Source organism: Thermogutta terrifontis (genome assembly GCF_002277955.1).
Classification (GTDB): Bacteria; Planctomycetota; Planctomycetia; order Pirellulales; family Thermoguttaceae; genus Thermogutta; species Thermogutta terrifontis.
In genome coordinates this window covers 2,134,775-2,159,720 of sequence record NZ_CP018477.1, presented here as the reverse complement: position 1 = coordinate 2,159,720, position 24,946 = coordinate 2,134,775, and the positions used below count along the sequence as shown (strand labels likewise).

The window sequence follows — 24,946 nt, the reverse complement described above, 5'->3', positions numbered from 1 at the left end:
CCGCACCTCCTTTCGATCCCCTGCGACACTGTTCCCTTCCTTGCCACAAGGACATTCACCCGGTGCCGCTTCGTGGGTCAAACTTCCGCACTCCGCACGTTCAACGGATTGTTTGAAACTCGGGCAGCATGACGATCATCCACAGCAGGTCTTCCACGTGCGCTGCTTCCAGGTTTCGCGCGGGAATATCGAGACTTTCAATGTTAAGCACGCTTGTCAGAACCTGCTTTTCCGCTGGAGTTGGCTCTCGCGTCAACGTCATCAGATAAATGTGCCGGACCAAGTCATCAGCGGGTTTGTCGGCAAACTTTTGTAGGAGATTTCGCGCCCCAGCTTCCAGGTCCTCGTGCAGCCTGGGACCAATGGACAGATTCAAGGCTTGAAGGGTGGTAATGACTTCCGGCCGAGTGGAGACCACCACATCCCGCTGCGGTCGACCCAGGGCCAATTGAAAGGCATCGGCAGCCGTCAGCGATGCCCGTACAAAATCGGCTTTTCGATCGGCAACCGGTGGATTAAACGCCGGCTTGGCCGGGCTGTTCCCCGTCAGCCGCCACACGGTATCACAGAACTGCTCTGCGGTGATGCGACGGGGCAGGGGACCACGAAACACATACTTTTCTTCGCCCGGCGTCGCCGACTCATCACACACCGCCTGATAGATTCGCGAAGTACAGATGTGGTAGATCAATTCTTTCAAATCCCACTTATGATCAACGAGGTAACGTGCGAGGTAATCCAACAGCTCTGGTGACCAAGCCGGCTGGGACATCATGTCCACTGGATGGACCAGTCCCCGCCCCATCAGACGATGCCAAATGCGATTGACGATCGTCCGACTGGTGCGACCGTTGTCGGCAACGGTCAGCAGTCGGGCATATTGCTTCAACCGTTCCTGGGGTGGCGGGTTCGGATCGATATCGCCAAGCTCTGGATAGAGAAAGTGCGGCGTTGCCATCTGGCCAGTAGGCTTATCGCAACGGTGAATTTCCAATGGCTCTTCCGCCACGATCGCTGCCAGCCCATACGCATCTGTCAGTTTCCACCGGTCGATAAAGCTATCATGGCAAGAGGCACACTTCATGTTGATGCCCAGAAAGACTTGGGACGTGGTCTGGGCAAATTGCAATTCCACCCGTTGACTCGCGTTCACATTGCCCCGCCATTTGATGCCCCGCATGAAACCCTCGGACTCAGGGCTGGAGGGAGCGACGAGCTCGCGCACAAATTCGTCATAGGGCATATTGTTATACAGAGCTTGATAAAGCCAGGCGGAGATTTGCTTTCGACCACCATCGATGTAGCCGGTGCCCGTGTAGTCGTTCCGCAGTAAATCATTCCAGAAAGACATCCAGTGGTCAGCGTAAGCCGTTCGGTCATCGAGAAGCCGTCGCACCCAGCGATCTCGTTTATCCGACGCCGAGTCAGCCAGAAAGCCCGCCACTTCTTCGGGTGTGGGAGGAAGCCCGACCAGATCGAATCCTACTCGCCGAAGGAATGTTTGATCATCCACCACTTGCGGGAATGTCATATTGTGCGTCCGAAAATACTCACGAGCCAGCCGATCAATCGGATGGGTGACCTCATCATCCGCGGGCGGGATCGTGACCTCGGCTAGCTTGAGCGGCGGCTCGGTCTGATTCTCCTGTGGACTGAGGGCGTAGCCCTCTTCCCATGGGGCACCTTGAGCGATCCAGAGTTTGATTTTTTCGATGGTCTGCGGATCCAGCGGCGGCCCATTCGGCGGCATTCTTTCATCAGGATCGTTCGACGAGATGCGCCGCACCAACTCACTCTCTTCCGGATGGCCGATGACGATGACCTCGGCCTTAAGAAGGGACTGCCGCGTATTGAAAGAGAGGCCTGCTTCCGCGCGATGACCAACGTGGCATTCACCACAGCGTTTCTGGATAACGGGCGCAATCTCGTGAACAAAATCGACACGGGTTTCGGTCGCCTGCACGTGAGCATCGCCCGTTGGCTCACCCACGCCCCACTGAGTGCCTCCCAGGACAAATGCGAGAGTGCCAACAAGTAGCAGAGCGCCACGGACCGCAACACCCACGGAGCACGACCTTCTGAACACTGTCAAGCACATGAGTTTTTTCCCGATCCGACTTGGAATGTCAGAATTTCTGCCACTTATTATAGGCATTTTTGGCATTTGTCAATACACCGTGCGTCACGTCCTCGTCGGCTACACGGGTTCGCGCAGACCGATCAACCCCGCAGCCGCGGACGGCAGTGGCGAAATCTTCATGAGCACGGGCGACGAGTCATACGCCCGGTTTGAGGAGCCCCGTGTACTGCTGAAAGATATACGTCGCCATCGGCGATGCCTCGAAGCGATGGGGAGGTGGATAATGCCGGTAAATCGCTGCCAGCAGTTCCGGTTCGGGAGCGATAACAACCTCGATTGGGCGATTAAAAAGAATCTGCAGTTCCTGGAGCCGACGCGCTGTCGGGGGTTGCGCCGTGGCAATTACCACCGCGTCGCCCTCCATTCCCAGCGGCAGCAGACCGAGATGGCGTGCTACTGCCACGTCCATGAGCTGAAGAGCTCCTGGCGGCACCTCAATGTCGTGAAGTCGCATGAAGCGACAGTTCGCGCTCACGGCCAGGGCCTGCGCTGTATCCAAAACTCGGGGATCCTGCCGGAACTCCACTAAAGCGGCCAATCCTCCGGGAGTGGCGACGAGTCGAACGGCTGCCCTGACCGGTTGACCGGCGACTGAGGTTTGCCATTCGGCATGGTCGATCAGACAACACATGAGACGCGATAACACGGGGAAGAACCAGCATACGGGGAACCTGGTTGTCGCGAAAAGCCGGTTCTGCACCCGATAAACAATTTCCAAATACTCATCGCGCGGCAAAATCAGCATATGGGAGGCGCTGTAATGATGAGCCTCCGCCACAAACAAATGGAGCATTGCTTCCGGAATCCCACACTTCTCGTCGATGAGGTCCCGGATTACAACCTGGCGCGAGAGATTTTCCAACCACCGTTTGGCAGCGCCGACATCCTGAACTAACGAGGGATCTTCGGCAATTTGGGCCACCCGCTCGGCAAACTCTTCCGAGTGGTTCGTAAGATAGTTTAACAGACCGGAATTACTTTCCAGTGACGGATTTAGTTTCAGCGCGTAGCAGAACAGAAAATTGAACCATTCATCAACAAGCAACACCGGGTCCAGGGGAACTTCACGTTCGCCCTGTGACATGCGGCACGCAGCTACGTACAGAGCGTAGGCCAGAGCAATACTGCGCACCTGTTCCTTCTGGGCAAGAATGTTAAACAGTCGCGCAATAATGTTTTCACGAACCAGCCACAGACGATTCTCCAGGTAGGATCGTAGCGACGCCGGCAGTACAGAGATCATCTCGGCTCGAGGAATGACCACATCCACCTGCCATTTTTCCGCCGACCTGATACACAATTTCGGCCGTCTCCGAATGTCCTCGAACAAATCGAGCAGCTTTTCTGTGGCAAATTGCCGCAGGTAGTGAAAAACGGCTTCCGCCGGATGCCCCGACGAGGGAACAGGCCGAGTCCATTCTGCAGGGCGTGGCGTTTCCACCACAGGCAACGGTCGGGCCAGCTCTGCAAGAAGAAGAGCCACCACTTCAGGCTCCGCGGGGCCATAAAGCCTTTCCACAAGTGTTCGAACTCTGCCTTCGGGAGCCAGAACGATCTCAAACGGTCTTCCCAGGGTAAATCGCAACTCATCCGATAGCTGCGGGGTCGGCGGCTCCACGAATGCTAGGGTGACGATATCCCCTTTCAGCGAAAGCGGCAGAATATGATAGGCGCGGGCAATATCCGCAGGAACAGTCGCCAAAACTTCGGCGGGAATCTGAACACGCTCCAGGTCATCGAAACCGTATCCCAGCAACACGGCCTTTTCCCTGGCCGCCTGCACAGCCGAATCGTCCTTATCAAAATCCAGGATCAGCGACAAACCATAAGGGGTGGTTCGACACCCAACCCGAATTTTTCTTTCCGTGCCGCGGGCCACGACTTTGACGTAACCGTAAAAGTTGACCATTGCCAGCATGCGGGCGGCCATCGGCGCCAGAAGCTCGAAGGGGATATCGGCGCGAGTGCAAATCCCGTCGTGCACTTTGTACCCCACTTTGGTCGTCCCATGATAATGGACCAGCGCCGCGCGGGTGGCTCCCAGCCGGATGGCCTCTCCGACCACCGATTGAATGGCCCGAGTGATTTCCGGGGACTCCGGGTCGACAGCAGCCGCCTCTCCGGGGGCTTCCTCTTCCTCTCGAACTTCCACGAACTCGACCGATGCGCTGGGCGGTACCTCCGCGGCTTCCGCACCCGGACTGCTCTCCTGAGCCGTGCCCTTTCCGTAAGCCCTTTCGATCGCCTCCATAAGATGTTCTTTGACGGCCAGTACCACCCGGACCGGATGATCCAGCGCAAACCGAAGTCGATCAGACATCTCCGGCGACGGCGGATCACTCATTGCCACCACGAGGCGATCCTGATCGAACTCAATCGGAAGAATCTGGAACGATCGCGCAAAATCCGCGGGAACGAGGCGGAGAATCTGGGGGGAAGGGTGAACAGCCCGCACGTCCACAAAACGAAACCCCAATCGGGCGGCTTTCTGCTCGGCCAGTTCCACCAGACGAGCGTCTTCAGCATTTGAAAAATTCGCCGAAGCCCCAAATCGGGCGCGTTCTTGATCGGGCGCGTTCATATCGGCACCTTCTAAAACTCAGAAGACGAGGTTGTACACCCCAACCCGACAGTACTGGCACACTTTGACTATTGCCCCATGCATCAATATCACGACGGGTGGGCAAAAGCCCGTCGGAGAGCGAACACGGTCACTCAATAAGCAACGGCCAATGCGAAGCAGACCCGCTGTAATGTTTACCACCCCGTGGTGCGATACCCCAGGCCGCCACGACTCCACGTTTTACCCCGTCCTGAACGATTCCATGTCCCAGGGTGCAAATATGATTATACCGGGGCAGGTATAACACCTGCAAACACCTTAGAAGTGCGATTGAGGCGCTTTGAAGTGCCGCTATTTTGCCAGTCGCGGTTCAAGGAGCGTCTTGCCGCCCACATTTCGGAGCACGACGTAGTTTCGGCCTGAGCGCCGTCGAACGACAACTTCCTCGGCATGCCGGGGTCTTAACCGTTTCCCCCCGATGGACCGCAACCTCACTTGAGGGGGCAGCCTGGCCTCAGTCAGCAATTAAGACAGCAGAGTCTGCTCTTCACGTGACGGGAATACGTCGCGGAACCCCCGCTACACCGCCGCCAAGCCGTACCCACGTAACCGCGGCAAGTTACAGGTACTGAAAAAACAAGATGTGATGCGTTGATCACCGCTGAGGAGGAATGAACGGCGGAGCTTCCTCGGTTTTCGTCTGGGATTCCTCGCGTGTGGTAACACCGGGAACGGCAGACTGAGCCGCTCGGAATAATCCCCTTACCATCCGGCCGAGACGAACATCGCCCTCATCATCCTCTGAGGAGGCCGCCCCTTGCTCGGGCTGAGAGGGGCTTGACGGGGCGGGCGGGGAAGCCGGTTGGACCATTGTGTCAGAGGGTCGGGGCTGCGTCCGTTCGGCGGGAATAGCGGCAGAATCCAATCCACGGCTTTCCTGCGAACTTGGCGTACGCTGCTCGGGCGCCGACAAGTTTTCCTGAGCTTGAACCGACGTCGCAGGCCCGGTCATTCGTCCTTCGCCGGTACCGGAACCTTTTTGGCACCCAATGGACACAACGGCAAGTGCTAACACCATGACGGACAAGATCCAAATAGCAGTTGTCTTCATCCTGAGCATCCTTTCCTTAAAGGCAAAACCTAATCTCTCGTTCTTCTGTACACGCCCCTCGGAATACCACTTGAGTGGATTCTAGCACAACACATCCCATGCTACTATTGTTTCTCTGTTCTTTTCGGCTCCGGACGGTACAGCAGGGCTGAAATGCCATCGATCTCCTTCCGCTGAAGAGGGGAATAGAAGCGAAACGTGGACAGCTCTTTTAGCTCGAACAGTCTTCCCAACTCCCACCTGATGTTATCTTCCGTGACACTCGTCAATCCGGGAAATTCCTCCGTTCCACAATAGCTTACGGAAAGATAATACGATCCCGGCTTTGTCACACGCCATAGGAGATCGAGAAGCCTCGACAACTCCCAAAGACGAACGTACTGATAAAACCCACAATCATAAACGAGATCGAAGGTCGCTCCCTTATAGTTGTACAGGAAGACATCCTCGAGAACCAGACACAACCGCGCCCCGGCCCGCTGGGCCCGCGTCCGGGCCCTTTCAATTGCCGTGGGTGCAAAGTCGATGGCCGTGACATCAAATTTCTTTTGCGCAAGCAGGACCGCGTCGGCTCCCGTACCACAACCCAGTTCCAGGACACTTCCCTTACGAATGAGTTCCCGCTTCAAAAACTCTTCGAGTGCAGGGGACGGTATCCCCATTTCCCACGGGGGCAAGCCTTCTCGATAAACAGTGTCCCAATCAGCAGCGGAAGGCGCACGGAACTTTCGTAAACTCGCCGCCATAGCTGTGGTCCGTTCTTCTCTATATTGGTAGCGTGAACGATTGCCTCGATATTCAACCGTGTGAGACATCTAACTCACTCGCCCCAGGACGTCCCTGCGGCGTCTTGCAGCAATCATCGGGTTATATCGCTGGATTTTCTTATGGTAACACATTAGCGTGGCCGCGAAACCACTCCGTAAGTAGCAACAAGTCCTGACTCTTCACCAAAGACCCATTTCGCCCCCGGCCCTGCCTTCCAAGCAGCAGGCAGCGCTGGCTTCACTTTGGGGCTCCCAAAAGAGCAGGCGCGACGGCGTCGCAGTAACCAGACAGTTGAGATTGGCCTCTTTTGGTTCACGATGCATCTGTCAACTGCCGTATACCGCAGTCAGAACTGATCCGCCTCGACAGGAAACGCCCCGGTGGCGGCGTGGCAACCAGCATATGTGTGAGCGAGGCTTCCCTTCGCCAAGACACAATACACGATAAGGACACTTCTATGCATGCATATACGATGGAAATGCATATAAAATGCGCGCGAACATCTTGCACCGGCTCTCTTTTCCCACCGCGTTTGCCTCCTTTTGCCCACTCGGAGGGTAGGTTGACAACCCACCGTTGCGTAACTACAAGGGGGAATGGGGGTATGCACGAGCGGCCAAAGACGTGAGCGCAGGGTATGGTTATGGCCAAAGGCCTGAAATCTGCCAAGTCCTTCGGTGTCAGCGGGAAACCGACGGCCAGCAAAGTCCAACAGGCACTGCAGGCTCTGGATGAGCATCTTCTCGCGCTCATCAATCGCCGGGCCGAGCTGAGCCTGCAGCTAGCTGAACTCCGCAAAGAGGAAGGAGAGCCCGATTTTCAGCTTTCAGACGAAGATCGGCAATTGGCGGCGGTCCTCGAAAAAAACCCCGGACCGTTGAGCCGGGCAGCGACGCAGGCCATCTTCCGTGAAGTTCTCAGCGCTTGCCGGGCGCTCATCAAGCCTCTTCGGGTGGCTTACCTCGGCCCACAGTACAGCTACAGTCACCTCGCAGCCCTTCACAGATTTGGCCAGCAGGTGGAATATGTTGCTGTGGGAAGCATCTCGGCCGTTTTTGAGGAGGTGCTCCGGGGGCACGCCCAGTTTGGGATCGTACCTCTGGAAAATTCCACGGATGGCCGTATCGCTGATACGCTGGACATGTTCATCCGCACCCCGGCGCGAATTTGTGGCCAGGTCGAGCTGGAAATTCATCACACGCTGCTTGCGAAATGCCCCCGCTCTGAGATTCGCGAGGTCTACAGCCGCCCCCAGGCCTTGTCCCAATGCCGCAACTGGCTGGCCAAGCACCTCCCAGGCGCCCGCCTTATTGAGGTGACGAGTACTTCAACTGCCGCACAACTCGCTTCGGAGAAGCCGGGAGCGGCTGCCATCGCAAGTCTTCAGGCGGGTGTTTTTTACGGACTGACACCACTTGCGGAGAATATTGAAGACAATCCGGGAAATACGACACGTTTTGCGATCATTGGAAATCAAATCTGTGCGAGAACAGGCAACGACAAGACCGCCTTGATGTTCCAGGTGGAACACAGACCCGGAGCCCTGGCTGACGCGATGAACGTGTTCAAGCGGAATCGCCTCAATCTTACGTGGATCGAGTCCTTTCCGGCCCCGGGATGCCGAGGGGCATACTACTTCTTTGTGGAACTGGAAGGTCATGAGTCGGAGCAGCGGGTACGGCGGGCTTTGAATGCCCTCAAAAGCAAGACCCAACGATTGGAGATTCTCGGCTCGTATCCTGTCACCGCTCCGGTAAGCACGTGACGTGACGAGAAATCAACGAGTGCTCCAGAGCAAGCGACACCCAAAATGAGAAGCAGCAGGGATCTCACGTGCACACCATGGAAACGGGTTTTCAAGCGAACTCGGTGAAACGGTCCGGGAGTCCCGGCTGCTTCCGTCAGCCTATCCCGCCCTGGTTAATGACTCAAGCGCCCTTCGTGGTCATCAGCGGGGGCCAAACGGGAGTCGATCGGGCTGCCCTCGATGCCGCCCGCGAAAGCAATCTCGCTCACGGCGGCTGGTGTCCTGCCGGCCGACTTGCCGAGGATGGCCGAATTCCCGAGATTTACGCGTTGATCGAAACACCGACGGCCGAGTATGCGGTGCGCACCGAGTGGAATGTACGAGATTCCGACGGCACACTCATTCTGACGTCTGAAAACCTGACGGGGGGCACTCGCCTTACGGCCGTAATCGCTTTGCGGTACAACAAGCCTCTGTTAGTGGTCGATCTCGCGCGAATCGGTGATCCGGAGCAAATCGCACAGCGGATTCTTGAATGGCTTCGTATGCATAAAATCCGCGTGCTCAACGTAGCAGGCCCTCGAGAAAGCACTTGCCCGGGCATTTACGCCCGGGCTAAGCGCGTGTTGGACGCTGTTTTGACGAAACTCGGGCGGCCTGGGCCGTGACCGCCTTCGTCCGTCGAATTTCTCACTGAGCCTCTTTATCTTTCACCCGAAAGTCGTAATTCGGGTTGCGAATATCAAAGTCCATGTCGGTGAAGCCATTATTCAATTTGATATTCAAATAAGTGTACTCTTCGATGAGTTGAGGTGGCCCATTCGGCTCTGTCGGCCAATCGTACGACTCATAGCGGATTGGGAGGTTGTACTCGGTGTCCACATAGATGCGAGCGAGATGGAAGCGGAAGTTGCGCCGTGGAACCGGATGCACCACCTGGATACATGTACAGGTGCGGTCGTTGATTTTTGCGCCCTCGAAAAACTTGACCTCACATTCTCCGTATTTCATGTCCTGTTCGCCCACCTCGATCAACCGCCGCACGAGATTGAGAATTCCTATTTCTGTGATAGGGTATCGACTATTCTGCATGGCAATTGGTCCTGTGGGATCGAGCGAGACCGTGCCGATAAGCTTGTTCCGGATCCCTGCGGGATGGGCCCACATCTTGCCTCCGTTCGCGCCTTCCACATAGATCACTTCCTGCCCCTTAACTGACGCGGGTTCCAGGAAATACATGTAAACGCTGAACGGCTTGTGCCGGATCTTGACGAACGCGTACTCGGGATCGTTCAACTTTCCGTCTATCCGCTCCCGTTTGACCATGATCGCCGAGTAATCCTGGATTTTCTGGATATCCTGAAGGCCCTGATACGCCCAGCGGATCGCAGGCATGAGGGGGTGTTCCACGACTGTGTTTTCCTGCGGAGCGGATCGGTCGGCAATCCTTAACTGCGCCTGGGGACCCGACGACTGTTTTGATGGGTCATTCGCCTGCTGGGCTGCCAGTCCACTGCAAAGACTGATTCCCGCGATGACCGCGACCAGAGAACAGGAAGAGAGGAGAAATCGCCTCGTTAACATCCGATCGCCTCCACTTCAACACACAAATTGTGGTGCTATCCTTACCGAAAAAGAAATCTCACGACGCTTGCACGGCACGGTGCGCCGTGAAAATGTATCCTTTAACCCGTCTTAATGGGTTATCGCGTTGGCACGTGCTTCTTATTAAAATGGTTAAACTCCTGCGACTGATTTCTCTAATAGCTATCCCATCCCCATTTTTGTCCAACTTCCCAGTTTGCATGTCTTTCCATTTTAAAGGAGAGCGGAGTGGAACAGCGAGATCCCAAAGTGGTCACGATCGTCTCGGCCATGTTTGGCCAAAACTGCTACGTGGTCTACCGGGATAACCGTTCTGATTGCATCATCATCGATCCAGGTCTGGACTGGGGAAAAATCATCCGAAAAGTCACGCAACTCGATCTCACGCCTGCGGCGATCTTGATCACCCACGGTCATGCAGACCATATCGCTGGAGTGGAAGCCGTGAAGCAGCGGTGGCCGGAGGCCGAGATTGTCGTTGGGAGACGCGACGCGCAAAAACTGACCGATCCTACCCTGAATCTGTCAGCAGATTTCGGATTCCCCCTAACCACGCCACCTGCTGACAGACTCGTCGAGGACGGCCGTTTTTTGGACTATGCGGGTATGAAAATCCTTGTCCGGGAAGTTCCCGGGCACTCCGAGGGGCACGTAATTTACCTTCTGAACGACGCCACCCCGCCCCTGGCATTCGTCGGTGACGTGATTTTTGCCGGGAGCGTCGGGCGTACCGACTTTCCGGGGGGCGATTTTGAACTCCTGGCGGAAGGGATCAGGTCCAAGATTTACACGTTGCCCCCGGAGACGCAACTCTGGGCGGGCCACGGCCCACCGACCACCGTGGGGCACGAGAAAACACACAATCCTTTTGTCCGTGGATAGTGCCAGGACTACGTCACGCTACATCCGGGTGCGGAGGCCGGAAACCCGACCAACCGGTCACCACTGGATGTCGTGAAAAATCGTCTCCGCAAAAAAACGGATCACTTTTCGTCGACAATCCGACAGCCAATATTGACGGTAACCTGATACTGTGCGACTTTGCCATCCGCAATCGACCCTCGCAACTCGACGACCTCAAACCAGGAGGGATTCTTTTCCATGGTGGCAGCCTTTTTGACGGCCTGCGCCACGGCGTCACTAAACGACTGTGTGGAGGTTCCCACAAGCTGAATTTTTTTGTACACCGCGTCAGCCATCGCAAGCTCCTTCACTTCGGTTGTGGTTCCACTGATCGAAAAAAGTTTGTTACCTGGGAGCGTTTGATTGTACACGATTATGCCTGGTGCATGGGAGAGAGGCACCCTCTCACAGTGCTTTCGGTCACAGACGGCACACGCGTACTCGCCGTTATCTCCAATCCCCGTTTCCCCTGAGCCATTTCCATTTATTCTCTACCGCAGAAAAGGCGCGCGGGTCTCACACGGTCTCGCGCAGGCGCGAAATTCACTCGAGAACGGTTTGCTCGTGACGTCCGCCCATACCACGAGGTATAGGTGATCCATTTCACCGGCTGGGATCCGCCTGCCTGGTGGGGTTTCTGTTCGAATGGCAGGCGCCATTCGTGAATCGCCTGTATAACCTTGAGCTTTTTTCGCTCGCCGGTCCTTAAAAAGCGGGCATGGGCCAACTATGCGCCGACTTGAAGAAGCACGGCAAATGTGTCATATTACAGGTTTTACACTCCCGCATGCGACGGCTACCTGTGAGGAGAAAGCATAGTGGAGGTCTGGCCCGCGATCGATATCAGAGGCGGCCGGTGCGTTAGGCTCTGCCAGGGGGACTTCAACCGGGAAACTGTATATGGCGAAGATCCGGTTGAAATGGCGCGGCACTGGCAGCGGCTAGGAGCAATGCGCCTCCATATTGTGGACCTCGACGGGGCCAGGACGGGAAACCCTACTAATTTTCCTGTAATAATCAAGATCGTTCAGGCAACGGGCCTGGTCTGCCAGGTGGGCGGGGGACTACGGCAGACTGAGGCGGTGGCGGAACTGCTCGGGGCAGGAGTGGCGAGAGTGGTCATCGGCACTCGGGCGATCAAGGATCCCCAGTGGTTCCGAGAGTTGTGCCGCCGATTTCCAGGGCAAATCGTCCTGGGGTTGGATGCTCGGGATGGATTGGTCGCCACCGATGGGTGGCTTGAGACCACACGGGAATCCGCCGTCGAGGTGGCGCAGAGATTCCAGGACGAGCCGATCGCTGCGATCGTTTATACGGACATTGCGAGTGATGGAATGCTGAAAGGCGTCAATGTGGCTGCGATGGCCGCGTTGCAGCGATCCGTCAGCGTCCCTGTGATCGCCTCGGGCGGAATCACCACGCTCGAGGACATCCGCGCCTTAAAAGCCGCGGGCCTGGCGGGTTGCATTTTGGGCCGGGCCCTCTATGAACAGCGTTTCAGCCTCTCGGAAGCACTGGAGGCCGCTGGAGAACGTGAAGCAACCGAAGGGGGATCCGTGTCGGCCAACTCGGCGCGGTGAAGTCTAACCGCGGATGAAGAGTAACCCTCCGGTTTTTTGGAGGGGCCGTCGTGGGAATTAACGGAGAACATCCACGCATAACTGTCACTTCTGTTGAGGGACACACTCAAGGAAGCACGATCGAGCGTTGTGGACCCTGAGAAAGCGAGGGAACAGTGACTATGGCAGAACTGTCCGTCAACAAAATTCGCAATATTGCCTTATGCGGTCACGGTTCGGTGGGAAAGACCACGCTTCTCGATCACCTTCTCAATTTCACAGGGGCCATCAACCGACCAGCGAGCGTGGATGAGGGCACCAGCTTCTGCGATTTCGACGAAGAGGAGAAGGCCCATCGCTACACCATCGAGGCCAAGGTCACGTTCTTCGACCACAATGGATATCACTATCACGTGCTCGATACCCCGGGTTACCGAGACTTCATCGGCCAGGTCATCGGGGCGTTTCGAGCCGTGGACATCGCTGCCATCGTCATCAACGCGCAGGCGGGAATCGAAGTCAACACGCGACGCGTTTTTCAAGAGGCGGAAAAGGCAGGGCTTGGACGGTTGATCATCCTCAACAAGCTCGACGCTGAGAACATCGACTTTCCCAAGTTGCTCAACCAAATTAAAGAGACATTCGGTGATCGCTGTGTTCCGCTCAATGTGCCGATCGGCCTGGGACAGGAATTTCGTGGCGTGGCGAGCACTCTGCGTGCGGAGAGCAACGTCGCCGGGGCGGTGATCGACCCGAGCAGCATCAGCCAGTCTCTTATGGAATCCATCGTTGTCGCCGACGAGGAAGTTCTCGGGCGCTATTTCGAAGGCCAAATGCCGACGGATGAAGAAATCTCGCGGTTGCTCGCCCGGGCCATGCTGGACGGTTCGCTGATCCCCATCGTGTGCATCTCAGCGAAGACTGGTGTCGGGATTCCCGAGTTGCTCCAGACGTTTGAGTTGTGCGGCATTTCCCCCGATCGCCTTGTTCGCAAGGCGAAAAAGGTTGACGCCGAAGAGACCGTTGAACTCCATGCCGATCCGAACGGCCCCCTCGTCGCGCAGGTGTTCAAAACGCGGGTTGACCCCTTCGTGCAGAAGATCAGCTATCTCCGCGTTTTCTCGGGGACACTCAAGGCGAATACTACCGTTCCCGTCGTCGGTGAAAGGAAAGGTGTAAAAATCGCGCAACTCTTCCATGTTCAGGCCAGTGAGATGGTGCCCGTCGAGGAGGCCATCGCGGGTGAAATCGTCGCCGTGACGAAAGTGGAAGAGCTTCGCACAGGTATGTCGATCGGCGAGTTGTGCATGCCTCCCATCGAGTTCCCCACGCCTATGACGGGTCTTGCTATCTCGCCGAAGAGTCGGGGCGACGAGCAGCGACTCTCAGGCGCCCTCGCCAAAATTTGTCAGGAAGATCCGACCTGCCGTTTGGATCGCGATCCCCAGACCAAGGAGTTGGTCATCACGGGGATGAGCGAGTTGCATCTTCAGGTTATCCGAGAGCGACTCAAGCGGCGTGACAAGGTCGAGGTGGACGTCAAAGAGCCGAAAATTCCCTATCGGGAGACGATCCAGGCCAAGGCCGAAGGGATGTACCGCCACAAGAAGCAAACGGGTGGTCGCGGCCAGTTTGGGGAGGTCCACATCCGGATGTTCCCGTTCCCACGTGGCACAAAGATTGAGGAGTTTGCCACCAAGGAACGCTTTCCTGAAATGAAAGAAATCCACTACCATGAGGAGTCGAATTTCCTGTGGATTGACTCCATCGTGGGCGGAACTATTCCGAGTAACTTTATGCCCGCCGTCGAAAAAGGCTTTCTTGAACGAATCGCCAAGGGAGTCATCGCCGGGTATCCGGTTCAGGATGTGTGCGTGGAAGTCTTCTTCGGAAAACACCATCCTGTGGACAGTTCGGAACAGGCTTTCAAGACGGCAGCTTCGATGGCGTTCCGGAACGTCTTCCAACAGGCCAAGCCTGCCCTGCTGGAACCGATTGTGAAGATCGAAGTGACGGTACCGGCTGACAAAGTGGGGGATATCAACAGCGACCTGTCGGGACGCCGCGGTCGGGTGCTCGGTATGACCTCCGCGGGAGGTGGCTTTCAAACGATTGTAGCGGAGGTGCCCCTGGCGGAAGTCATCAATTACAGCCGGGCCCTCTCGAGTATTACCGGCGGACAGGGGAGTTATACACTCGAGTTCAGCCACTATGATGTCGTGCCCGCCAATATCCAGCGGGAAATCATCGAAAAAGCCAAGCTGGAAGAGGAAGAAGAGGAATAACGCTCCAGACTTGGCGGACGGATATTCAGACATTTTCAAGAGAGAGCGCGGCCCATTTCTTGTGGGAACCGGGACGGTTAGGATCTGATTTGTTCCGGCTCGCTTCGGTCAAGCCTTTGACACCGTCACCGCGCCAGGGCTCGCAGAATGGAGCCTTTGGATTATGCCCCCTCTCGCGTGCTGGGGTTCTATCGCTTCGCAAATGGCCACGCGGAGCTTTGTTGCACCGGAATCATCTCGCCCTCGCGCATGCCCGCACCTCGGCGCATGCATTCCGGCACAAGTTGGCAAAACGCCTTGCAGTCTTGGCAACGAAAGCTGATACGCAACTGTCCAGGGCTTTCAGTTTGGCACTGGTCTCGTTTTTATCGTTCCGAGGTTTCGCTGGACGCCTGTTCCCGGTGTAGTGGACGATAGCGAATGTCCCTGGGAAGAGATGTTTGGGCCGCCTCGACGGCTTTTTGGTAAAAGTATTCCTGCGCGCGGATCCGGGGATGCCCCGGCGCAACACGGCGATAGGTTCCGTCCGGACAGAGTTCCCAGGCCTTAGTGTTATCTGAAAAGTAAATGTTGAGAATTTCCATCAACCGCTGTTGCAGAACAGGGTCCTGCACGGGAAAGATAATTTCGACACGCCGTTCGAGATTGCGTTCCATCCAATCCGCGCTGGCCAGGTACACTTCTTCTCGCCCGCCGTTTGAGAAATAGAAGACTCGGGCATGCTCCAGAAATCGATCCACGATCGATCGCACTTCAATATTGTCCGAAACACCGGGAATCCCGGGACGCAGGCAGCAAATACCGCGGACATTCAGTTTAATCTTAACACCCGCCTGACTTGCCCTGTAAAGTGCGGCGCAAATATCTTTATCCTGGAGAGAGTTGATTTTTGCGAGAATCAGTCCCGGATAGTCGGCCGTGGCTGCCTCGATTTCTCGTTCAATCAGGGAGATGAATTTTGCCTTCAGTTCTCCTGGTTCAACAGTGAGTTTGTTCCACCCCACTGCCTCAGAATATCCTGTGAGGAGATTAAAAAAGCTTGCTACATCCGTGGTTATATCTGGGTCTGCAGTAAACAGCCCGATATCCGAGTAAATCCGTGCCGTTTGATCGTTATAATTGCCAGTAGAAAGATGCACATACCGTCGAATTCGTCCCTGTTCCCTTCGGACAACCAGCAGGGCCTTCGCGTGAGTCTTGTAGCCGGCCACCCCATAGATCACGTGGCATCCGGCATCTTCCAGCCGTCTTGCCCACTGGACGTTTCTTGCCTCATCGAACCGCGCTTTGACTTCGACGATCACCGTGACTTCTTTGCCTTTTCGGCCAGCCGTTTCCAGGGCTTCCACAATGGGTGATTCCCCGCTCGTGCGATAGAGAGTCTGCTTGATCGCCAACACATCAGGATCGTTGGCTGCTTCGCGGAGAAATCTCACCACGGGTTCAAAACTTTCGTAGGGATGGAACAGCATCACGTCGTGGTCCAGGACCGCCTTCCAGAGGTCCTCCCACCCCAGCAGATCGCGCGGAGGTTGCGGTGGCCACTCGGGATCGCGCAGGTGCGTATAACCTGGCAGCCCCACAATTTCCCGCAGAGATGCGGCGGAAATAAATGATTCCACCGCGAACACATCTTCATCCGTCAACTGGAACAGATTCAATAGAAATTCATAAAGTCGTTCATGCGTCCCCGCGGCCAGTTCCAAACGCACAGCCGCCCGGCGGCGACGGGCCAGAATCGCTTCCTCCACCGCGTTCAGCAGATCACTTGCGTCATCGTCCTGGATTGAGACGTCGGCATCCCGAGTTACACGGAACGGCCCAGCATACACCACCTGATAGCCGCGAAAGAGGTTTTGGACAAACGTTGCTATCACATCGTCGAGCAGGGCCAGGCGGTGTCCCTGCGTCGCGGGCAGAAAGACAAACCGGGGATGGCGTGTGGGGATGGGAACAAACGCAATTTTCCCCTCGCTCCCGTTATCTTTTTTTCGAGATCGCAAAACCACACCGAGATGAATCTGTAGCCCCGGAATCGCCGGAGGAGGCGATAAATCGCTCATTGCTAAAGGGGTAAGGATGGGGGCTATTTCTCGCTCAAAGTACTGCCGCAAAAAGACGCGATCTTCTTCGGACCATTGGGCTGGTCGGAGCCATTGTATTCCGTGCTCAGCAAGCTCTTCGAACGCGCGCAGGACGCCGCGATCGTGGTCCTTCACCATCCGGCGAACTCTCTCGGCAATTGCCTGAAGTTGCTCCTCAGGCGTCATACCCGAAATATCACGCCGTGATTTTCCAGCCTTTTGAAGTTGCTTGAGGCTGGCGACCCGGATCATGTAGAATTCGTCCAAGTTCGTGCTGACTATCGCGAGAAATTTCAGTCGTTCGAGAAGAGGAACATCCGGCGACAAACCCTCCTGGAGAACCCGCTCATTGAATTCCAGCCAACTCAATTCTCTGTTGATGTAGAGCGAAGGATCAGAAAAGCTCTTTTTCTTCATCGACCGTCCCCGAATTGGCTCCGCAAAGTTATTCAACTGACCTCAAGTTGTGAAATCACCCAGCCATAAACGTTCAAAATAGTATTTTATTGTTCGAAACGGATCTTCATTCCGTAGACATCCTCAAACATGTCGCTTTTGGCTGCCACCGATTTCTTTTCAAGAACCAGATTCTCAGCACCATGGACCACGATACTCAATTCGTCGCCCTCATGGTGAAATTCCACCTGTTCTGCCTGGCGAATCCTGCCTCGTGCCAAAGCGTCGGCCACACGCAGGATGGCAGCCAGTTTATTGATGATCACGCGAGATTCCCGCGGCAGGGCCATGTAGTCCAGGTGAGAAACCTTTGGCGAACTTCTCCGGTGATACCGGGCCACGTGGGCTACCAGTTGTGTCTCTCCTCGTGTCAATCCAAAGATTTCTGAATGCGCAATGATGTAATAACTATGCTTATGATGAGCACTCAGGTTGATGTATCCCCCAACCTCGTGGAGAATTGCTGCCACCCGCAATAGAAGCCGCTCCCGACTTCCCAAGCCGTGGTCAGTGGTGAGAGTGTCGAACAATCGGACCGCAATATCAGCAGTAATTTGCGCGTGTTCCAGGTCTGCACCATAACGCTGAGCCATCGCCAGAGCCGCGTGAATGATGCCCTCCTGAAGAGCGGTATCTTCCTTGCCCGTGGTCTGTCGGGCTAGTTCCAGCAGAAGCCCATCCCGCATCGAGACCTGGGAGACAATCACGTGCGGAGCGGAAGTATGGCACAGCAGCTCCCAGTAGGTTAATAGCGCAGGGAGCAGCGTCTCCGCCTCGGTAAGGGGAAGATTGTACTGCCGGGCCAACTCTTCCGGTCGGTAGCGCTGACATCGGCGTATCAATTTTTGGAATTGTTCCTTTTCAACAATGAACAGTTTCTCTGAACGGCTGGGATATCCCACCACGCGGGCGGCAAATCGAACGTCTCCCCCGACCGCGACAAACGTGTCACACGCTGCCAGCGGCAGTGTGCGCTTTGCCATCGCGACCTGGCTGCGAATGTGTTGTTCCAGAACCTGGGCGGCGCGTTCGGGCGGTTCGGATTGCAATCCCAGGGTTTCCAGGAGCCGCACAGATCCCAGACGCCACCCAACTGAATTGACAATCTCGCCCTCTTCAAGAATCGTCAGGATGGTACTTCCGCCCCCCACATCGACAATCAAAGTTTTTCCCTGGTTGACCTCTGGAAAGGCTTCGACAGCCTCCCGCACCGCTGCCACCGTCAGCCGACCTTCTTCGGCAATGCTGATTACTTCCACGGAGAGTCTGCACGCCAGAAAGATACGGTCAAGGACGTTGTCGGCATTGGCAGCATCGCGAAGCGAACTGGTCGCCACTGCCCTGACTTTTTCCACCCCGTAGGTCTCCATTATCTTCTGATAGTTTCGGAGTATTTCCACAGCCGAGCGCATGCACTGGGCCCCAATCCGGCCGCGAGAAAACGTATCTTTTCCCAACCGAATGGGCCGTTGGACTCGCTCCAGCACTTCAATCTGCCCATCTTCAAAAACCTGGGCGATCACCATACGAATAGCGTTCGTGCCGATATCAATAACGGCCACGGGGTGTGCCCGACCAGTCGTTTCCTTGCTTTCCTCGGAGGGTATCATCTGATTTGAGCGGCAATACTCGAGTTGAAATAGTAGTAACCCACCGTCGGCTTACGCAGCTTCCAACGCGTTCCCCGGCTCAGGGTGTATTCCCATTTCAGGCCCAAAAGTGCCAAACAGCCACGCATTTAAACAGGTGGCGCACTGGGTAACTTACTAAACCAGTTAGTCATATATCCAATTAGCTACGCTGTCCGTCCAACCCATCGCAAACAGGTGCTGCGGATGTCTCACCGGATTCACGGCAGTCGCCGTGAAAATGTGATTGCTCTAACGACCGCCAAAGGTTGCGCAACTTCTCCTGAGTGCAAAATTCTCGCAAGCGATCGAAGACCTGTATTCGAGCCTGCCGGTAATACTCGTGGAGTGCAGTCAATCCCGGTACCAGCCGGTGCGGATTCAGCCACCGGGGCGCCATCGGGTCTCCCGATTCAACCCGTCTCATCGCCTTGTCCAACCGTGCCGACCACACATCGTAGTCGTGGATCTCCCCCGCCCATCCTTGAATTTGCTTTAAAGCCTCCACGGCAACTTCCGCAGTGCTTCCCAGAACCGGCAAAAGGGCTTCCAGCGAGTACCGAAGTTTCTTAGCCCTGATCCGGAACACATGATGCCCCTCCTGGTCGGCCGGGTCGCTCAGGGACGCGGACGCCTTTTGAAAGGCGTCCAGACGCCGCTGGAGAATGCAAATCTGGAGTGCCATTTGCGCAGCGTCGCGAGTCCGATCGCTTGTCGGTTCGCTCTGACAGGCGGGTGTGACAACCGAGCGTCTCCACCACCGTCGCATATTGCCCAATGTACCGGAACGCAGAAATTTTCGCACCGCCCGTCGCACCTTTGGCTGAAGCCGGGCCCGCTCTCGCTCCAGGTGTGCCAACCAGTAGGCCACACCGGGAATCATGTGCACATCGTGAATCTGGGCAAGGCGTTCCAAGGTGGCCTGGATTTCGACATCGAGGTCGCGAGCTTCACCCAGTTTCTTCGCCAGAAGACGAATGCTCCGCCGCCACCGCCGTACCCGTGTCCTCCCCAAAATGTCGTGAAACACCCGAAAACCAGCGCGCAACCGGCGACACGCTACACGCACCTGATGGATGGCTTCGACATTTGCTCCGTCGAAGGCACCCCGCAGCGAGCGAGCTAGCCGACGAGCATGTCGTCGCAGATACTGTTGGGTGAGCAGAAGTAAACTATGCTGGAACTGGGCACCCATAACAATTCGACAGCGATACGGCAGTGGTCACTCATCCCGCGTGCCCACCAGGAACGTCGTTTCCTGACATGCCTCATGATCCGATACAATGCAGCATACCGTAACAAGCATCGGCCCCAAAAAGCCTTACGAGTCACGGAATTGCTTTCCGCCCAGCTTGAATGATTATCCCATACGGCAGTTGCTGGCTGCCTCAACAGTGTCCTCGCGGCTATTCGTTAAATCCATTTCGACCGGAATTCCCACAGGCGTTTCGGCCAGGCGATGGCCGACCAAAAACGGTCGGTCTTTACTTGACATCCAATAACTATAGCCGATAACTCACCCTAAGAGGAAAGCGCGGAGGTCCCGAAGACACAGTCCTTCTTTGACGGCAAACCCCTCTCCATAGGCACACCCACCAAACCATCCGAGGGATGCCGCGATCGCCTTAAGTTGGTCGAGAAAGGAGATAGGTTCTACTGGCCTGCCGACGATGACCTGACTCTCATAACACCGTACCACGTCCAATTTTCGATCGATTACATCAGAAATGTCAACAATGAAATTGGGTGTGAACGGTTTCCGAAGATGCGTGCAATAGTAGTAATACAATCGCGGCGGATAATATGGATCGCCCGGAAGATTCGTTTTGGTCAACTTTGCCCAAAAGCGGGCGGCCTCCGCGATTTCGGTAACAGCCCAATGGTCAGGATGGGCATCTTCCCAATAAGGACAAAACACCACTTTTGGGCGACCGAGCCGAAAGACGCCCGCCAGCAGTGCGCGCGCTTCCAGCGTTGGTTGGATCGACCGATTGGGCAGTCCCAAATTGACTCGCCATGCGAGCTGGAGAAGCTCAGTGGCGCGGGCTGTCTCCCGAGCGCGGATCTCGGAACTTCCGTGAGGGGTGGGTTCGCCGTCGCTCATGTCGACAATGCCCACCCTTAGTCCCTGAGCCACCATCTTGAGAATGGTGCCCCCCATCCCAAGCTCCGCGTCGTCCGGATGCGGAGCCACAACAATCACGTCCACCTGAGTAACTTCCTCGGGCTTTTTCTGAAAGGCTGACAACACCTGTTCACTCATACTTATCGCTCTTACTTATCGCTCTCGGAGCAAAAACCAAACAATGCTAAAATGCAGAATCTTGAAGCAGGAATGGAACGGCGTCACCGGACGTCCAGCGCGGTGTTAAACTTCGTTTTACAACTGAGCCGACCTAAAGGAATGAATCGTCCTCTCTCTGCCCACAGTTCCGCATCTGCCACAACTCGATCTCTTCCAACCGTGGGAATTGGGGTATTTCTCCTCGCGATTGCTCCTTTCTGTTTTGCCATTGATCTAACCGTTGCGGAGTGTGCCCGGGCCAATCTGTTCCCCAGGTGGTTGGTCAAAGCTGCCAATTTAAGTGAGTTTTTCGCTCACGGCTTTGGGATCATAGTGATCGCGATCCTGATCGCAACGCTCGATCCCCGGCGAATACACGCACTTTATGTGGGATGTACGGGTCTTCTCGCTGGGTTGTCGGGTGATCTCATGAAGCTTGTGATATTCCGGATCCGTCCCCGCGACTTCGATTTCGCCGGTAACGTCTGGACCACCTTCCACGAGTGGCTCCCGGTTCTGAGCCTTCATCCTGCAAAACTCAGCGGTTCTTTCCCATCTTCACACGCTGCTACGGCTGCTGGTTTGGCTTTTGCTTTGACAACCCTCTATCCAGACGGGAAAACCGTGTTCGCCCTCTTAACTGGCTTCGCTTGCCTGCAGCGGGTTTTTGCAGGGGCCCACTTCCCGAGCGACGTCGCTTTTGGAGCCGGTCTCGGTTGGTGTGCAGCCTGGTTTTTTACCCGGTTCGTACTCCCAGTTCGATGGTGGAAGTCGACCCCAGAAACGTGTACGCCGTCGTCCTGAACTACCCAATTTCCTCGACGGATCCCTACGCTTCATGCAAAGCCACCTGGATTGAGGGGCAATCGGAAGACGTTTCGACCGTAATCGTTGCGTAAAATCCAGACGAACCGTGTCCACAGTTAACGATCTGTGTGCTTCCCTCACTGGCCAAACCCCTTCCTTCGTGAATGTGACCGCAGATGACAACCGCTGGCTGATTGCGCTGAATAAACTCTCTGAGGGCGACGCTTCCCACATGGCACCCCCAGTAAACACGATCCACAGCACAATTGCGGGGTGGTGCATGGGCGAGTGTGATCCGGCATGATGCACTCTCAAGCTGGGTCCACCCCTGCTCAAGCATGTCGCGGAGTTGATCCTCGCTGAATTGATACATGCCAGGCCGCCAGTGCGGAATTCCTGGCAGACCGTGTACCCCCACCCCATTGACGACTGTGCCGCGAGCCGCCAGGTTTACACCCAGCTCATCCAACCGAAGTGCGACCTCTTTGGTGTCACAATTACCAGCGACGGCGTAAACAATCGGCGATTTCTCGCGACATCGCTCGATGAGCGGATCCACGTCGCGGCCGGAGCCGAAATGCGTCAAATCGCCCGCAAGCAGGATCATGTCACACGGGCCGGACTGCTCCAGGATTCGATCTAGTGCGCATCGGTTGCCATGAAGGTCGGAGATTGCCAGGATGACCATGCGGCCACTCACAATTTCGATTCAAAATGGAGACCTCACCTGATTTTCTGGGATTGGAACCTGGCCACCAGCTCGCCGTCACGGCGAATTAAGCGAAATGCGGCCGTTTTTTTATCTTAGGCCGGGAACTGGGGAAAACAACATCGGTACCAAACTGACTCACCCTCACCTTTCCTCTGCTCATGGCGGGGCCGGCATCCATACGGGTTCGCGCGGGAGCGACATCTGCCTGGAGCGACCTGCTTGTCAGGTCCACCTCTCAACGTTGGATGCTCGTTTCGCATTAGCCGGCACAATTAGCGCGACCCTCCGTATTTGATAAACACCGTGGAAGGCCTCCCCCAAATAGACCCGGTTCCCATCCCGATCAAGCGTCTTGGTCGCATTTGCATCATGTGAGGGACTGGAGGTCCCAGTTCAACCCGGGCCACGGCACTTTACTGTCTTTTGCCGCGATCACGGAAACTGTCTGCGGGTAGGAGCAATTCATGAATTCTCCCTACAAGACTCTGCGCTTGTGGCATCTCATAGTTTTTTGCTGAGGCGGGGATGGGACAGGAGAGACCCCGCTTGCGAGAAGGGCAGGGCGGCGTCATGATAAAGCCCTTCGGGCGTCGTATCTTTCCACGAGGTATGCCAGGATGAGAATTTCTCGCATCGATCTTTATCTGTTAAATATCCCTTTGAATTCCCCACTTCGCTTTGAAACCGTTCCATACTCGCCAAACGTGCAGGAATGGCCCGAGTTGCAAACGGTTTTGGTGTGCCTTTGGAGCGGCGATATCTGTGGCTGGGGAGAGGCTGCTCCAGGCAATGGGCCTTTTTGGACCGCTGAGTGGTCGGCCGGTGCCTACCGTGTTCTCCGCGACTGGATCTCCCCCCTTGTCTTACACAAGGAGTTCAATGCAAGTTCAGAATTGGCGGAGTGCCTTGCGATCATCCGTGGGCACCGGGCCGCCAAGGCAGCCCTGGATATTGCTTTTTGGGATCTGAAAAGCCGTATCGAGGGGCGGCCGCTCTATGCCGCTCTCGGCGGAACGAACAGGGAACTGCCGCTTGGCACCATCATCGATCGCCCTAACTGCCCGGATCTGGAACGTTTCGTTCAGGCAGTGGCAGACGCTTTCCAGAAGGGGTTCAGCCGCGTAGCCGTTAAGATTCGGCCGGGCTTAGATTTACAACTTCTCAACGTCCTCCGTCATGAATTTCCGGTTGCGGATATCCACGGCGATCTGGAAGGGGCGCTGAGCCTCGGTCAGATGGAAATCATCTATCGATTCGACGATTTTAACCTGCGGATGCTGGAACAGCCGCTGTCCGCGGATGACCTCGTCGGACATGCCATGGTGCAGGAGGCCCTTCGGACACCTATTTGTCTGGATGAATCGATCACGACCCCCGCGCAGGCCGACATGGCACTTGAACTTCATAGTGCCAAGTATTTCAACCTTAATCCTGTCCGCGTGGGCGGCCTCACCCCCGCACTGGCCATCCATCAGGCGGCGCACGAACATTGTGTGCCATGTTATCTCGGCATGTATCCGCAAACAGCCGTCGGAACTCGGGCAGCGCTCGCTCTCGGCACGCTATCGAATTTTTGTTATCCCGCCGATTACTGGGGGCCCAATCTGCTGGCCGAAGATGTTGGCGAGCCAGTCACGTTGGAAAGAGACTCCGAAGATGGCAAGATTCGGGCAAAACTGTGGGAAAATCCTGGACTGGGCATAACGCCGGATCCGCAACAATTTCGTCAATGGATTCTGGAGGAAGCCCACTTGGATTAACTTCCTGGATACGCCCGACGCTTCAATTCAGGCATGAAAAACGAACGCCACTCAAGGATGCTTTAAACAACGCTTAAATTCATGGGAGAGAAAAACAATGATTCACGTCCTTGCTCAGATTATTGTGAAACCTGGCCAAAAAGAAAAAGTTCTTGAGGAATTTCTCAAAATCGTTGATCAGGTCCGTGCCGAACCCGGATGTTTGGAATATGGTGCAGCTGTGGAAATACCGAGCGGGATCCCCGTGCAGCCCCCCGTTCGGGAAAATGTCATCCACGTGATTGAAAAGTGGGAATCACTGGAGGCCCTCCAGCAGCATCTCCAGGCCGCGCCGCTGCAAACTTTTCTCCAGCAGGCGGGACCTTCTATCGAACAAATTGTGGCCAGCGTGTTGCAGCCCGTTGGGCCCTCGGTCTACTAGTGGTCGGGGTTTTCTCACGTGAATTTTTATTCCGCCAAGTACGGAGGGTCTTTCAAACTGTCCGGTAGGGTGAAAGCATCCTGCTGCCAAGTTATTCCAAACGCCATCGAGTG

General features: G+C 55.8%; 20 protein-coding genes. 8 read left to right on the top strand and 12 right to left on the bottom strand.

Features of this window, described 5'->3' with window-relative positions; genetic code table 11:
* Positions 1 to 100: 100 nt before the first annotated feature.
* The 4 genes from THTE_RS08050 to THTE_RS08035 all read right to left on the bottom strand — a co-directional run bounded on the left by THTE_RS08050 (position 101) and on the right by THTE_RS08035 (position 6,629).
* Positions 101 to 2,065 (bottom strand): PSD1 and planctomycete cytochrome C domain-containing protein, encoded by a 1,965-nt coding sequence (locus tag THTE_RS08050; protein ID WP_168175811.1) that lies wholly within the window; start codon positions 2,063 to 2,065, stop codon positions 101 to 103.
* A gap of 211 nt (positions 2,066 to 2,276) precedes the next feature.
* Complete coding sequence (locus THTE_RS08045) at positions 2,277 to 4,721, bottom strand: GspE/PulE/PilB domain-containing protein (RefSeq protein WP_095414944.1); 2,445 nt, start codon at positions 4,719 to 4,721, stop codon at positions 2,277 to 2,279.
* 637 nt (positions 4,722 to 5,358) lie between these two features.
* Positions 5,359 to 5,814 carry a hypothetical protein gene (locus THTE_RS08040; RefSeq protein ID WP_095414943.1) on the bottom strand — a complete coding sequence of 152 codons (456 nt, stop codon included), beginning with the start codon at positions 5,812 to 5,814 and terminating at the stop codon, positions 5,359 to 5,361.
* 104 nt (positions 5,815 to 5,918) lie between these two features.
* Positions 5,919 to 6,629, bottom strand: coding sequence for a class I SAM-dependent methyltransferase (locus THTE_RS08035; protein WP_095414942.1), 711 nt, complete (start codon positions 6,627 to 6,629; stop codon positions 5,919 to 5,921).
* 590 nt (positions 6,630 to 7,219) lie between these two features.
* On the opposite strand from THTE_RS08035, the gene pheA reads away from it, so the two are divergent.
* Positions 7,220 to 8,347 carry a prephenate dehydratase gene (gene pheA / locus THTE_RS08030; RefSeq protein WP_237260236.1) on the top strand — a complete coding sequence of 376 codons (1,128 nt, stop codon included), beginning with the start codon at positions 7,220 to 7,222 and terminating at the stop codon, positions 8,345 to 8,347.
* A 77-nt stretch (positions 8,348 to 8,424) separates the two neighbouring features.
* Positions 8,425 to 8,997, top strand: a complete 573-nt coding sequence (locus THTE_RS08025; protein WP_237260260.1) for a putative molybdenum carrier protein — start codon at positions 8,425 to 8,427, stop codon at positions 8,995 to 8,997.
* Between the two features lie 22 nt (positions 8,998 to 9,019).
* Here the strand turns inward: THTE_RS08025 and THTE_RS08020 are convergent, their stop codons facing one another.
* Entirely contained in the window at positions 9,020 to 9,913 is an 894-nt protein-coding gene (locus THTE_RS08020; protein ID WP_095414941.1) for a DUF1571 domain-containing protein, read from the bottom strand.
* Positions 9,914 to 10,162: 249 nt separating this feature from the next.
* Between THTE_RS08020 and THTE_RS08015 the strand changes: the two genes are divergently transcribed.
* Entirely contained in the window at positions 10,163 to 10,816 is a 654-nt protein-coding gene (locus tag THTE_RS08015; protein ID WP_207651807.1) for an MBL fold metallo-hydrolase, read from the top strand.
* 101 nt (positions 10,817 to 10,917) lie between these two features.
* Here THTE_RS08015 and THTE_RS08010 read toward each other — a convergent pair whose 3' ends face one another.
* The gene (locus THTE_RS08010) at positions 10,918 to 11,133 is read right to left on the bottom strand and encodes a dodecin (protein ID WP_095414940.1); all 216 of its coding nucleotides are present in this window, start codon (positions 11,131 to 11,133) and stop codon (positions 10,918 to 10,920) included.
* Positions 11,134 to 11,655: 522 nt separating this feature from the next.
* Here THTE_RS08010 and hisA point away from each other — a divergent pair.
* Together hisA and THTE_RS08000 are read left to right on the top strand one after the other, a co-directional pair.
* Entirely contained in the window at positions 11,656 to 12,417 is a 762-nt protein-coding gene (gene hisA, locus THTE_RS08005) for a 1-(5-phosphoribosyl)-5-[(5-phosphoribosylamino)methylideneamino]imidazole-4-carboxamide isomerase (protein ID WP_095414939.1), read from the top strand.
* Positions 12,418 to 12,578: 161 nt separating this feature from the next.
* Entirely contained in the window at positions 12,579 to 14,681 is a 2,103-nt protein-coding gene (locus tag THTE_RS08000) for an elongation factor G (protein ID WP_095414938.1), read from the top strand.
* 365 nt (positions 14,682 to 15,046) lie between these two features.
* Here THTE_RS08000 and ppk1 read toward each other — a convergent pair whose 3' ends face one another.
* The 5 genes from ppk1 to THTE_RS18410 form a co-directional block, all read right to left on the bottom strand.
* Positions 15,047 to 17,182: a polyphosphate kinase 1 gene (gene ppk1 / locus THTE_RS07995; protein ID WP_095414937.1), complete on the bottom strand. Its 2,136-nt coding sequence runs from the start codon at positions 17,180 to 17,182 to the stop codon at positions 15,047 to 15,049.
* 86 nt (positions 17,183 to 17,268) lie between these two features.
* A complete protein-coding gene (locus THTE_RS07990) occupies positions 17,269 to 18,831 on the bottom strand; it encodes a Ppx/GppA phosphatase family protein (RefSeq protein ID WP_095414936.1) in 1,563 nt (520 codons plus the stop codon).
* 181 nt (positions 18,832 to 19,012) lie between these two features.
* Entirely contained in the window at positions 19,013 to 20,044 is a 1,032-nt protein-coding gene (locus THTE_RS07985; RefSeq protein ID WP_095414935.1) for a CHAD domain-containing protein, read from the bottom strand.
* A 321-nt stretch (positions 20,045 to 20,365) separates the two neighbouring features.
* The gene (gene bshB1, locus THTE_RS07980) at positions 20,366 to 21,112 is read right to left on the bottom strand and encodes a bacillithiol biosynthesis deacetylase BshB1 (RefSeq protein ID WP_095414934.1); all 747 of its coding nucleotides are present in this window, start codon (positions 21,110 to 21,112) and stop codon (positions 20,366 to 20,368) included.
* 318 nt (positions 21,113 to 21,430) lie between these two features.
* Positions 21,431 to 21,661 carry a hypothetical protein gene (locus THTE_RS18410; RefSeq protein WP_237260235.1) on the bottom strand — a complete coding sequence of 77 codons (231 nt, stop codon included), beginning with the start codon at positions 21,659 to 21,661 and terminating at the stop codon, positions 21,431 to 21,433.
* Between THTE_RS18410 and THTE_RS18640 the strand changes: the two genes are divergently transcribed.
* The gene (locus THTE_RS18640; protein WP_420823858.1) at positions 21,563 to 21,937 is read left to right on the top strand and encodes a phosphatase PAP2 family protein; all 375 of its coding nucleotides are present in this window, start codon (positions 21,563 to 21,565) and stop codon (positions 21,935 to 21,937) included. The genes THTE_RS18410 and THTE_RS18640 overlap by 99 nt on opposite strands.
* Positions 21,938 to 21,962: 25 nt before the next feature.
* Here the strand turns inward: THTE_RS18640 and THTE_RS07970 are convergent, their stop codons facing one another.
* On the bottom strand, positions 21,963 to 22,628 hold the full coding sequence (locus THTE_RS07970) for a metallophosphoesterase family protein (RefSeq protein WP_095414932.1): 666 nt from the start codon (positions 22,626 to 22,628) through the stop codon (positions 21,963 to 21,965).
* Between the two features lie 641 nt (positions 22,629 to 23,269).
* On the opposite strand from THTE_RS07970, the gene THTE_RS07965 reads away from it, so the two are divergent.
* Positions 23,270 to 24,412 carry an enolase C-terminal domain-like protein gene (locus tag THTE_RS07965; protein WP_095414931.1) on the top strand — a complete coding sequence of 381 codons (1,143 nt, stop codon included), beginning with the start codon at positions 23,270 to 23,272 and terminating at the stop codon, positions 24,410 to 24,412.
* Between the two features lie 97 nt (positions 24,413 to 24,509).
* On the top strand, positions 24,510 to 24,833 hold the full coding sequence (locus THTE_RS07960) for a putative quinol monooxygenase (protein ID WP_095414930.1): 324 nt from the start codon (positions 24,510 to 24,512) through the stop codon (positions 24,831 to 24,833).
* The last annotated feature ends 113 nt before the right edge of the window (positions 24,834 to 24,946 follow it).

Excerpts from the sequence above, each read along its gene's own strand:
- THTE_RS08045 (WP_095414944.1), bottom strand. The coding sequence starts at position 4,721 with ATGAACGCGCCCGATCAAGAACGCGCCCGATTTGGGGCTTCGGCGAAT.
- THTE_RS08040 (WP_095414943.1), bottom strand. The coding sequence starts at position 5,814 with ATGAAGACAACTGCTATTTGGATCTTGTCCGTCATGGTGTTAGCACTT.
- THTE_RS08035 (WP_095414942.1), bottom strand. The coding sequence starts at position 6,629 with ATGTCTCACACGGTTGAATATCGAGGCAATCGTTCACGCTACCAATAT.
- pheA (WP_237260236.1), top strand. The coding sequence starts at position 7,220 with ATGGTTATGGCCAAAGGCCTGAAATCTGCCAAGTCCTTCGGTGTCAGC.
- THTE_RS08025 (WP_237260260.1), top strand. The coding sequence starts at position 8,425 with ATGGAAACGGGTTTTCAAGCGAACTCGGTGAAACGGTCCGGGAGTCCC.
- THTE_RS08020 (WP_095414941.1), bottom strand. The coding sequence starts at position 9,913 with ATGTTAACGAGGCGATTTCTCCTCTCTTCCTGTTCTCTGGTCGCGGTC.
- THTE_RS08010 (WP_095414940.1), bottom strand. The coding sequence starts at position 11,133 with ATGGCTGACGCGGTGTACAAAAAAATTCAGCTTGTGGGAACCTCCACA.
- THTE_RS08000 (WP_095414938.1), top strand. The coding sequence starts at position 12,579 with ATGGCAGAACTGTCCGTCAACAAAATTCGCAATATTGCCTTATGCGGT.
- ppk1 (WP_095414937.1), bottom strand. The coding sequence starts at position 17,182 with ATGAAGAAAAAGAGCTTTTCTGATCCTTCGCTCTACATCAACAGAGAA.
- THTE_RS07990 (WP_095414936.1), bottom strand. The coding sequence starts at position 18,831 with ATGATACCCTCCGAGGAAAGCAAGGAAACGACTGGTCGGGCACACCCC.
- THTE_RS07985 (WP_095414935.1), bottom strand. The coding sequence starts at position 20,044 with ATGGGTGCCCAGTTCCAGCATAGTTTACTTCTGCTCACCCAACAGTAT.
- bshB1 (WP_095414934.1), bottom strand. The coding sequence starts at position 21,112 with ATGAGTGAACAGGTGTTGTCAGCCTTTCAGAAAAAGCCCGAGGAAGTT.
- THTE_RS18640 (WP_420823858.1), top strand. The coding sequence starts at position 21,563 with ATGAAGCTTGTGATATTCCGGATCCGTCCCCGCGACTTCGATTTCGCC.
- THTE_RS18410 (WP_237260235.1), bottom strand. The coding sequence starts at position 21,661 with ATGAAGGCTCAGAACCGGGAGCCACTCGTGGAAGGTGGTCCAGACGTT.
- THTE_RS07970 (WP_095414932.1), bottom strand. The coding sequence starts at position 22,628 with ATGGTCATCCTGGCAATCTCCGACCTTCATGGCAACCGATGCGCACTA.
- THTE_RS07965 (WP_095414931.1), top strand. The coding sequence starts at position 23,270 with ATGAGAATTTCTCGCATCGATCTTTATCTGTTAAATATCCCTTTGAAT.
- THTE_RS07960 (WP_095414930.1), top strand. The coding sequence starts at position 24,510 with ATGATTCACGTCCTTGCTCAGATTATTGTGAAACCTGGCCAAAAAGAA.